The 11728-nt window shown below is 27.8% G+C and carries 7 protein-coding genes; all 7 read right to left on the minus strand.

Features of this window, described 5'->3' with window-relative positions:
• Positions 1–162 precede the first annotated feature (162 nt).
• Positions 163–1917, minus strand: a complete 1755-nt coding sequence (locus AXY43_RS11920) for an N-acetylmuramoyl-L-alanine amidase family protein (RefSeq protein ID WP_017212092.1) — start codon at positions 1915–1917, stop codon at positions 163–165.
• A gap of 1028 nt (positions 1918–2945) precedes the next feature.
• Positions 2946–4913 carry an ABC transporter ATP-binding protein/permease gene (locus AXY43_RS11925; protein ID WP_087702353.1) on the minus strand — a complete coding sequence of 656 codons (1968 nt, stop codon included), beginning with the start codon at positions 4911–4913 and terminating at the stop codon, positions 2946–2948.
• A 363-nt stretch (positions 4914–5276) separates the two neighbouring features.
• Positions 5277–6707, minus strand: a complete 1431-nt coding sequence (locus tag AXY43_RS11930) for a lipopolysaccharide biosynthesis protein (protein WP_105411583.1) — start codon at positions 6705–6707, stop codon at positions 5277–5279.
• Positions 6708–6741: 34 nt separating this feature from the next.
• The gene (locus tag AXY43_RS11935) at positions 6742–7923 is read right to left on the minus strand and encodes a glycosyltransferase family 4 protein (RefSeq protein WP_105411584.1); all 1182 of its coding nucleotides are present in this window, start codon (positions 7921–7923) and stop codon (positions 6742–6744) included.
• A gap of 231 nt (positions 7924–8154) precedes the next feature.
• Positions 8155–9123 (minus strand): glycosyltransferase family 2 protein, encoded by a 969-nt coding sequence (locus tag AXY43_RS11940; protein ID WP_105411585.1) that lies wholly within the window; start codon positions 9121–9123, stop codon positions 8155–8157.
• A 41-nt stretch (positions 9124–9164) separates the two neighbouring features.
• Positions 9165–10325 carry a glycosyltransferase family 1 protein gene (locus AXY43_RS11945; RefSeq protein WP_105411586.1) on the minus strand — a complete coding sequence of 387 codons (1161 nt, stop codon included), beginning with the start codon at positions 10323–10325 and terminating at the stop codon, positions 9165–9167.
• Positions 10326–10459: 134 nt separating this feature from the next.
• Entirely contained in the window at positions 10460–11587 is a 1128-nt protein-coding gene (locus AXY43_RS11950; RefSeq protein WP_243099206.1) for a hypothetical protein, read from the minus strand.
• Positions 11588–11728: the final 141 nt, after the last annotated feature.

Here is an 11728-nt window from a genome sequence, read left to right on the forward strand (position 1 = left end):
AAAAAAAGCTGCTCATAACGATTTAAATAAACCATTATGAGCAGCCTTCATTACCTATACTCACTTTTGAATAAGGAAATTATTCAAAAGTAATCTTTTATCTTTAGTATTATGTTGTAGAAGTTAAAATTTATTATCTAAACTTCTATTTATTTTAATTTATTACTTAATCCAAGCTCCTGATGCTCCTAATTTGTATCCATCAACAGTTGTGTTAGCTAACATTGCTCCTGATGAATTTAAGAAATACCAAGTTCCATTATCATTTAACCAACCAGTAGACATTGCTCCTGATGATTGTAAGTAGTACCAAGTTCCGTTATCATTTAACCAACCAGTTTTCATTGCTCCTGATGATTGTAAATAGTACCAAGTTGATCCATCTTGAATCCAACCAGTTGCCATAGTTCCATCAGCTTTGATGTAATACCAAACTCCACCATCGTTAACCCATTGTCCTTTTACTTGAGTTCCGTCAGTATTGTAGAATGTCCAACCTGCATCAGTCTTAACCCATCCTTTATTTACAACTGGAGTAGGATCTGTTGGTGTAGTTGTACCTTTTCCACCGATTACTGAGTAAACATCATCTTCTTTACTCCAAGCTACGATATTATCTTTGTTATATACTGACATTTGATCAAAAGAACCGTCTACTTTGTACACTTTTGTCCAATCTTCATCATTATTCCACTCGTAGATATATCCAGCATCTAATCTCCAAAGATTTCCATCAGCATCTGTATCAACAGCACTCTTACTACCATTTACTTGTACATCTTCACTTGCTTCATCACCTAAATCAACATAATAGTAACCATTCTTTGAACTTAATGTTCCTGTAGCAGTTTTTACATTTGTACCATTAGCAGTATAACCAACTAATTTTCCATTAGCAACAGTATAGTTGTCATAAGTGAAAGCTTCATTCTTTCCATCTTCATCAGAAACTATATAAGTTGTTACTGACTTAGCATATTTAGCTCCATCAACATTGCCAGAAGCTTGTGCTTTTGATATTTTTTGAATAACACTGAAGCTTACACTTCCAGATACTGTTGTATCAAAAGTCTTTGTATCAACAGAAACATCTATTCCATTTATTTTAGCTATTGTAGATCCGTTCTTAACTGTTACAGTAACTTTTGCTATTCTATAGATGTTATTAGCATCTTGCCCAATTACTTTAGCATTATCACTATCAACGCTTGCTGATAATTGATCTTTTACAGTTTCACCAGCAGCATCATATGTATCATCTGTATTACTTATAGTTGCTGTTTTATTAGTAGTTCCAGATGCAGCAGTTGTAGTTACTTTAATTGATCCTAAGTTATAATCAGCATCAATATAGTTTCCTTGAGCATCAGTATATACATTTAATTTAGTGTTTGTACCGTTTGTTGCATTATCTTTTGTGTATTGGAATTTATACCAAGGAGCTGAGAACTTATTTCCTGCAATTTCTGCTCCAGCTAAGTCTTGAATTGTTTCAGCTTCGGTTGAAACATATCTTTTATCGTTATCCTTTTTAAGATTTTTTCTTAAAGCTGATGCAGCATCATCTTCTGCATTTTCTTTTATAGATTCATCAGTTACTGAACCATTGTCTAAGTCGACAAAATAGTCACCATCTTGTACATCTAAATATTTAGATCCATAAATATCAGTATCTGCTCCACTATCAATATCTGATAAATTATTGTATTTACCATCTGCTAAATAATAAGCTGCTTCGTCTTTATCATTAACTTCTCCATCAACATAAAACTTACCATCTTTATATGCCACTGCATTATAGATAGTACCTTCTTGTGAATCGATTTTTGTGTAGTCAGCTGCATGTGCAGGTACTATTGAAATAATAGCAGCTGCAGCTACTAGTAACGATGTTGCTTTAGTCATTCTTTTTATCATTTGTATATTCCTCCTAGAGTTTCATTTTTTGGTTTATTAATTACTTATTAGTTTAAAAATAATATCTTGGTTAAAAAATATTATTTTGGTTTACGAATATTATTATAGCAACTTTATTTATGCTTGTCTACGTCTTTTTGTATTTATTTGGAGCTTTTTGTCGATATTTTTTTAATAAAATATTAGTACTTGCTGAATTTTATTCTTTTATTGTAAATCTACATACTTAACTGTAAAATTAAGGACCAGATTTCTATAAGATTTACTTAATAAAATACCAATATTTGAGCGCAATTATATCAATCTCCAATTAATTATCTTCATATATACGTTACCTGATTGTAATTAATATATTAACATAAGCATTATATATGAAAACAGGCTACAAAAGCTTGACTTTAAAGCTTTCCTTTAGGATGCTAAAAACTTTACCCGTATTTCTATTATAATTGAATTTCCTTAACAATTCCTGAATCATTTTAAATTATAAGCTGAAAAATCATGGAATTGATGTAGTATAAATTCATTAATTCCACTTTGCTATAATGAAATGCAAAATTCGACATATAGTTTTCTACTTTATAATATCTTATACTTGTAGGCGTCCATGAATCCTAATTCATTAAGACATTATATAAAACATCCTTTAAAGTATCTAAGAAAAATACTTTCATCAATAAAATCATGATTCTAATTTCTAAATACAATACTCAATTGATGAAGAAACCTTATTTAAAGCAGAAAAGACTATCTTTTAGGCATGCCAATAAAAAATATAGGTTATGCGCCTACCCCGTACTAAGTGCATAACCTATATTTATAATTTCTATTAAATATATGAACTTAAAGTTTTAGAAAATTTGTAAATATACTTATCTAATAAGTTAACCCTTTATATTTGATATCTATATATGTAACTAAACTTTTCACTTTATTTCATTACCATCTATAAGAAAGTAAATGATCCAGCTACCTTCTTATTAATAAATACTGCTAATAGCTTCGAGGCTATTTTACTTTTATTTTCTTTACTCCCTCCTTAATGATTCTACTGGATCCAACCTTGCAGCTTTATTTGCTGGTAGTAAACCTGCTAATGTACTTATTACAATACTTACGGTAACTCCAAGTATTGCGTATTCTCTTTTTATTAAAACCACACTTACTGCAAATAGTTTATTTGACATGAGATTTATTCCTCTCATGATAAAATATGCACCTATTAAACCTATTGCGCCGCTAAAAAATCCTATTAAAAAAGCTTCTGAAACAAAAATTCTACGTATGTCTTTTGCTCTAGCTCCAATTGCTTTTATTATTCCTATTTCTTTAGTTCTTTCTACAACACTTATGTACATAACAACTATTATCATAATCGCTGATACAATTAAAGATATTGCTGCAATTCCTGATAGTACATATGTTAATATATCTATCATTTGATTAAACATAGATGCCATTTGTTCCTGAGATGATTGTGAATAACCAAGTTCATTAACCTTTTGTTTAATTTGAGAGGTATATTTGCTATTTGTTGTGTTAACATAAACCACATTAGGTTTCAATTTATAGCCGTTATCTGAATATAATTTTTCTAAATCAGCATAATTTAAAAAAGCAGATTTCATATTTGCAGTTAAATCTCCACTTGTTGTAGTATAAATACCACTTACAATAAAGTCTCTATTTAAAATCTTTTGATTTGCAAGTATGCGTAAATTCACTTTTTGCCCGATAATATCTTTCCCCAAATTATCGCTTAATGCTTTATTAATTAATACTTCCCCATCTTTAGGTAATGTTCCAGTTTCAACATTAGATGCCGTTATATTTGAAGATATTGTTGAAACATTCATTAAATTATTAGTTTTATTATTGTATACTAACGAATTCGCCCCAAGAGAAATTATACTATAACCCCTTTCCACAGAAGATACATTTTCTATTTTTGATAATGTATCAATATCGCTTTCTTCAAATGGTTTAGTAGAATTAACATCCGGTTTCTGGACTGTTGTAACATCTAAATTTATATCCTCATTTTCTTCACTAGGCATATTAACTTCTATTACTAATGGATTTACATAATTATTCATAGTCTTATTAAAATAAGATTTCACCCCATTGCCTAATGACAGCATTAAAATTATGCTCATTATTCCTATACTGCCTCCCACAGAAACAAGTATATTACGAGGAAGTTTTTCTTTCATATTAACAAGTGCTAGTTTTGCAGATGATATTAAACTAAGATTTTGCTTTTGCTTTCTAATATTATCTTGTTTTTCTATATTAACTTCATTATCTAATTCTATGACCTTGTTATCATCAATTATTTCTCCATCTGATATTTTAATTATTCTACTTGAAGCGGATGCTACTCTTTCAGAGTGAGTAACCATAATTACTAGCTTTCCCTTTTTAGCAATATCCTTCATTATTTCTAAAACTTGAATTGTAGTTTTTGAATCTAGACTACCCGTAGGCTCATCAGCAATAATTATTTTAGGATTATTTATTAAAGCTCTAGCTATTGCAACTCTTTGTTTTTGACCACCTGATAATTGACTTGGTTTCTTATTTATATGATTCTCTAAACCTAAATCTCTTAATATTTCTTTTGCACGTTTCAATCGTTCTTTTTTTCTAACATTAGATAGTGTCATTGCAATCGTAACATTATCTAAAACAGATAGATGACCAATTAAATTAAAACTTTGAAAAATAAATCCAACTTCATTTTTTCTATATTTATCAAGCTCTTTTCTTCTTAACTTTTTAATATCTTTTTCATTTACAAGTAATTCTCCTGAAAAATCAGAATCTAATCCACCAATTAAATTCATTAGTGTAGACTTACCACTACCAGATTCTCCTATAATAGAAACTAATTCTCCAGCATTAAAAGATAGATTAATATCATTCAATACATGAAATTTGTCATTATCTTTTAATCTATAATACTTATTAATATTTCTCAACTCTAATAAAGCCATTTTTCGTATACTCCTTGTCGATTTTATAACTATATATAACCAAACTAAGACCTGAACTTATGCGTATACTTCGCCGAAATCATAAATATTTTGATTCCGAAAAGCTATGAAAATATCGCTGAAGGTTCTAAGCAGCAGGTTGTATCCACTTTAGCATGCTCCAACTTTCAGTTTGACAAGCTAAAATGGAACAACCTACAGCTAAGAACCTTTAACAGCTCATTTTCAAATGTTTTCTCCACAAATATATTTATAATTTCTAGTGAAGATACAAACTTAAAGTTTTAGCAACTTTGTAAATATGTTCATGTAATAGGTCTAATTCTTAATTGAGTTATCTATGGATAAACAATAATTTAAATTCTATTTTCTCAAAATTATCTTCTTCAACAGTCTATATTCTTTTGTTATGTATAATCCTATAGCGTAAGTTATAATTCCAATAATAAATTTAAATATTGCACTTAATAGCATATTGTTTATTACTACTTTGCTTATTAATATATATCCTCCAACCATTAATACACCGATAATAAGAATATTCTTTAATTGCAATAAAAAAGAAATAAAGCTTTTTTCAAATACATGAGTTATAAGTACATAGAAACATTGGATAAAGTTTAATATAAATGCTATAACTAATCCTAACGATAATATAATTAAACTTCTATTCATTATTCCTGTAACTATTGCACTTACAGTGAATATTGCTGATACTACTCCTGTAGAAAATAGTTTGTTAACATAACCAGTAGCTTGAAATATTGATCCAATACTTGATAATACCATTTGTATCACAATTGTTATTGATAATATTTTAAATATTGGTATTGATGCGTCCCAATTAGGACCATACATTATGCGTATTATTTCATTTGCAGAAAAGAAGCAATATACCGTTATAAAAATTCCTAAATAAGCAAGAACTTTTATAACTTTTATATATGTTTCATAAATTATGTCCTTTTGATTTTGATATTCAGATAATACTGGATGTAATACGGGTGTTATTACATTTGTTAAATTTTGTACTGGATAAAGCATAAGCTTATAGGATTTATCATAATACCCTAAAGTTGATGCACCTAAGAACTTACCAATTAATATGTTATCTAGATTCCTGGTGAAATAATTTATAAAATTAAATAAGAATTGAAAGCTTGAATAATTTTGTATCTTTTTTATTGAACTATATGAATAACCTTTATTTATTTTCAATTTACATATTCTAAAACATAATATAAAAATAAATAAACTTTTTAATATTGAATCGAAAACCAATGAATAATAAGAGAATCCTTTAAAGGCAAGAGATATTGTAAAAATACCAACTACTACATTTACAATTATATTTATTATTCCTACTTGTTTAAACTTTTGAGCTTTATATAGCACAGCATTTGGTACTATATTACATATGGAGAATAACACAGAAAAAGATAATAATCCTCCTAGTCTTATATATATCTTATCATTATAAAAATAAGCTATAAAATAAGAAAAAAAGTAAAATCCAATTGCTATGACTATAGCCCCAATTACTGAAAACTTAAATATATCTGAAATCTCATCTTCATCTAAAGATTTATTTTGTATTATAGCAGGTCCTATCCCCATATCACCAAGCATATTGAAAAATGATATAAATACAGTTATTACTGCAATTATGCCAAAATCTGCTGGCATCAACAACCTAGCTAACACTGAATTTATAATTAACTGTGCAAATATATTACTATATTTAGATATGAACGTAATCATTATTCCACTTTTTAAATTTGAATACTCTCTCATCATTCCTCCGGTTATAAATACCTATATCATGCATCTATTGTTTTTCCATAATTTGAATCCACTGTTTAATAATATTATCTATCTTAAAATCTTGAGCTCTTTTTATAGATTCTAATGACATACTTGCTCTTTTCTCATCATTTTCTATTAAGGATATAATCTCATCAGCGAATTTGTTAATATTATAATCCCCAACTAAAACTCCATTTATGTTCGGCTTGCTTATTATTTCTTTAGGACCAGAATTATCAAAAGCCACTACTGGCAATCCGCATTCCATTGCTTCTGTGATAGCTAATCCAAAGCCTTCCCATCTTGAAGTTGAAACAAAAATTGAAGATTCCAAATAATGATCTTTAACATTATCACATTGACCAAGTAATATTACATTATTTTTTAGATTATACTTTTCAATATGATTTATTAGACTTTCTCTATCCGGGCCTTCTCCAACTATTTTTAAAATCCAATCACTTTTCTTTTTGTGAATTATATTAAAAATTTCAATAAGAAGATCCAAACCCTTTTGCTGCTCTAGCAATCTTCCAACAAAAATTATACTTTTTTTATCACACGAAGATTTTTTATTGCATTCAAAACTTAAAGGGTTATAAATCACCTCACAATCTATTCCTAACTTTTCTTTATATTTAATCTTATCATCATAAGTTAAAACTACATTACAATTTAATTTAGGTATGTATCTTTTAAACAACTCCTCTTGCTTCCAATAATATTTACCTTTATTGTTTAAGTACGCATCATAAGAATTATGCATCCATCCTATAGTTTTACCAATTAACTTATCACTTATTTTCCCAAGAACTATACTATAATAACCTTCTACACCTATGATAACATCATAATTTCTTGTATTTAGATACTTTATAAATCTGTCTTGAACTTCATTAGGACAATATCCATAAAGCAATAAATCACTCATAACAGAATTGTTTAAAATTCCAGTTATAGAATTCACCTCTCTAGAAATCTTACAGATAACTTTGTTAGTAAACTTCTTATGTAACAGCCCCGAATTAAACTTTATACTTACATTAGAATTCAAATTATACATTTCTCTATTAACTTTAAAAGTTCTATCTGTACAAATTACATCTACTTTATTATTTTTACTTAATTCACTAGCTAAAACAGATACTACTCTTTGAACTCCTCCCAAATTAAAAATTGTAGTAGTTATAAAACATATTTTCATAGTTTCTCCTTATAAAGGCACATGAAAGAAAATAATGGACCAAAGATGCGCCGAATATTTCGTGTTAGACAAGGAAGTAAATTCAGCTCATAACAAGACCTATTAGCTAAATTTGCTGACGAAGTATACTGCGAAATAAGTAAATATACTAGTCTATTATTTTTTTGGTTGTGCCTGAGTGCATACTAATATTTTCTTAACAAAGCCACTCTACCTTAAATCTATCATCTATCATCTATTTTTTATTTTCTTCAGAACTGGGTATAAACCACAATTCCATAAAAATAACTTTAATTTATCGTCTTTAGATATTTCCTTTAAAAATAAAAAATCTTTATTTTTCACACTTAATTCATCATACTTACTTTTCTTAAAACTTTTTAGATTATTCCCCTCATGTGCATTAGTATAATGGGCTATAAAGTGAGATAATACTTTGATTCTAAAAATGTTTAAGCTTTTCTTATCTACTTTTATATTTTTATCTTCTATATAATTTATAATACTGCTCATAGCAAAATAGTAATCTTCTGCGAGCTTAGCATTTTTCTTATGAACTGTTGATGTTGCTCTTTGCCTATAGTAATACAATGGTTTATCTATAAAAGCTATCCCCTTACTTGAATGTATTGCTTTAAAAACTGGAAATGCATCCTGAATATATCTATGAGGTTCAAACTTAAACTCAATTTGTTTTAATAATTCAGTTCTAAAAAACTTATTCCATAGTTGACCTTGCAATTCATAATTCAACATAAGGTTCATAACCTCATAATTGTTATATATTTTTCTTGGATCTACTCTATATTTCTCAATATAGTTTCTGCTATCTTTTTCATCATAATATACGTAATATTCACTTATTACTATATCTACATTAACTTTTTCTGCTCTATTATACATATTCTCAAGCATATCTAATTCAAAAAAATCATCTGGATCAATATATATAGTATATTCACCTTTTATATAATCAAATGCTGTGTTTCTAGCAACAGATACTCCTTGGTTTTTTTGATATAATATAGTGAAATCTTCAAATTTATCTTCATATTCTTTAACTATATCCATAGTTTTATCCGTTGAACCGTCATCAACAATCAATATTTGCAAATCTTTATACGTCTGCATTAAAAGACTATCTAAACATTCTTTTATATACTCTTGAACATTATAAACTGGAATAATAATACTTATCATATATTTGCTCTCCTTGAACCACTAAGATATTCTATACTAAATTATTTATTACCACTTTTTTTATTATTATCAGCATTCATATATAGATTTTCCAAGTTTCTAGATATTGCCATAGCACTAAAACCTGACTTTATAATATCTTCAGAGGTATCCTTTCTGCTATATCCATCTTTATATTTCAGAATTATCTTTGCCCATTCCTCTGGTGGGCTATCTAAAGAAACAGATTTCCAATAATGAGTTATCTTTATTTCATTGCTTATAGCATCAGAGGCTACGGCCATCAAAGCTGCCGCTTGAACTTCTATTCCAACCACTGGAAGACCCTCATAATGAGATGGAAAAACAAATATATCCGACGCTTGTAGAATGTTATGAATTTCATTACAAAGTCCATAAAATATTACTTTATCCTCTAAATTCAGTGATCTAACCTTATCCTGAATCTTTTCTTTTAATTCTCCCTCTCCAATTAGCAATAGCACTGAATTACTATATTGCTTATTCACAGAATTAAAAATATCTATTAAGAAATCATGGTTTTTTTGATAGCTAAAGCGTCCCACATGAGTTAATACAAATTTGTCTTCCAACTTTAATTTTCTTCTATATTCTTCTCTTACATTTTTATTATAAATAAACTTTTTTTCATCAATACCATTATTTATAACCTTGGCTTTTTCATCTCTTACATCTTCCTTGGAAAACATCCATTGTGCCGCATTAGTTGAGCATGCAAATTCATAATCAACTACATATTTCCAAAGACTTCTTATAATGTTCTGTATTCCTAAATGTAAATGATAAAACCTCTTATCTCTGCTTATTCTATCATTATGTGAATGCATAATAATTGTAGGTGTTTTACATATCTTAAAAACAACTGCTTCAAAAAAGCTTTTTGCACGATCCCCGTGTATATGTACTACTGAATATTTTTTATCTTTTTGCAATCTATATAAATCCATAAAAGATTTCAGCCTTTTAATCCCAGTATTTTTTTCTAGACATATTATTTGTCCACCCATTTTCTCAACACTTTCATCATAGAATTCAGTTTCTTCTTTATTCTTATATACTACATAATCAAATTTAATTTTATCTAAATGCATATTTCTATTTATATTTAATATAAAGGCTTGAATTCCTCCAGCTCCTAATGAATCCACAACTTGGAGAACTCTTAACGTTTTATTTTCCATAACAACCTTCCTTCATCTGATATCAGGCACTATAATCCTCATTCACATATATGAAATTTCGTTTTCTAAGATTCATGAGTAAATTCTTCTCATAAAATCACTCTTAACTTATAAATAGATAATTAATTTTTATCTTATTCTATACTAGCAGTAGTACATTCTTGCGAATCACTGTCTATAATGTTGTTTCCTAGATACGTAGCAATCACAGCAAAAGTAAAGCAGCCTGTTACATCCGTAAATATAGCTTCTGCAGTAGATGCTATTAAAATATATAATAGCAGCAAAAATGCCGCTGATTGAATTTCTCTGTTATACTGATATCTTTTCTGTATTGATTTAAATATATTCAATATAATCCATAAAAATATAATTAAACCCAAAAAGCCAAATTGACCATATACATAAGGCCAAAAAGTATCACCAATATACGAATGAGCGGTTTCCTCTAATCCACTAACTAAATTTATTCCATATTCATAATATATAGGTGAATAATAATCTCCGGATATTTCTGATGCAAAGGTTCCAAAACCACTTCCAAAAGGTATATATTTACAAGCTAGTTTATAACCTACTATAAATAGCGCTGGCCGAGCAGCTGTAAGATAATATGATGCATATTCCATTATTTTGTTATATGTCGAGAAGATTCCTATGACAGCAAGTATCAATATATATCTTATTTTTATAGATTTAGCATATTTCATAACTAATTTCATAAAGAAATATCCTAATATGAATACAAATGCTTTATTTCTTAATGTAAAAAACAATATAGCTATTGATTCAAAAATAATAAAATTATCAAACTTTTTTCTATTATCACTTAATATTACACATAAAAATATTACAATAGCTGAAACCAAATATGTTGGATGCTGATATAGAAATTTATAACTTCTTATTCCATATCTTATATCTGATGACATTCCTATATCATGAATTATGTTTAAAATCAAAAAAGTAAATATTACATTTACATAAATTCTTGATCTTTTTGCTACCTTTTCTAACAATAAATCTTTATCTATATTATTTGATACAATTAGCGTAAATGTGTAACAAACTACAAATTTACTTATAGCTAAAATATCTTTATATATGGCAATCTTCTCTGGTTGAATTTTATGCATTACGTTTCCTGCTACTCCTACAAGTAGCAAACAAAAAAATAAAATTATAGATTTAACTTCACTAGAATACATGCTTATTTTATTTTTTCCATTAAATATATAAAAAACTGATAGAATTATCAGCATAAATGTGAATAGCTCATCAATATACCCCAATTGTGGAATATACGTAATTAGACAATTTTGAAAGATAAAAATATCAAATAATACATTCAAAACGAAAAGCATCTGTTACTCCCTTCTTAGACATAATCAAAAAAATAACAA

Source organism: Clostridium sp. MF28, assembly GCF_002969175.1.
GTDB lineage: Bacteria > Bacillota > Clostridia > Clostridiales > Clostridiaceae > Clostridium > Clostridium beijerinckii.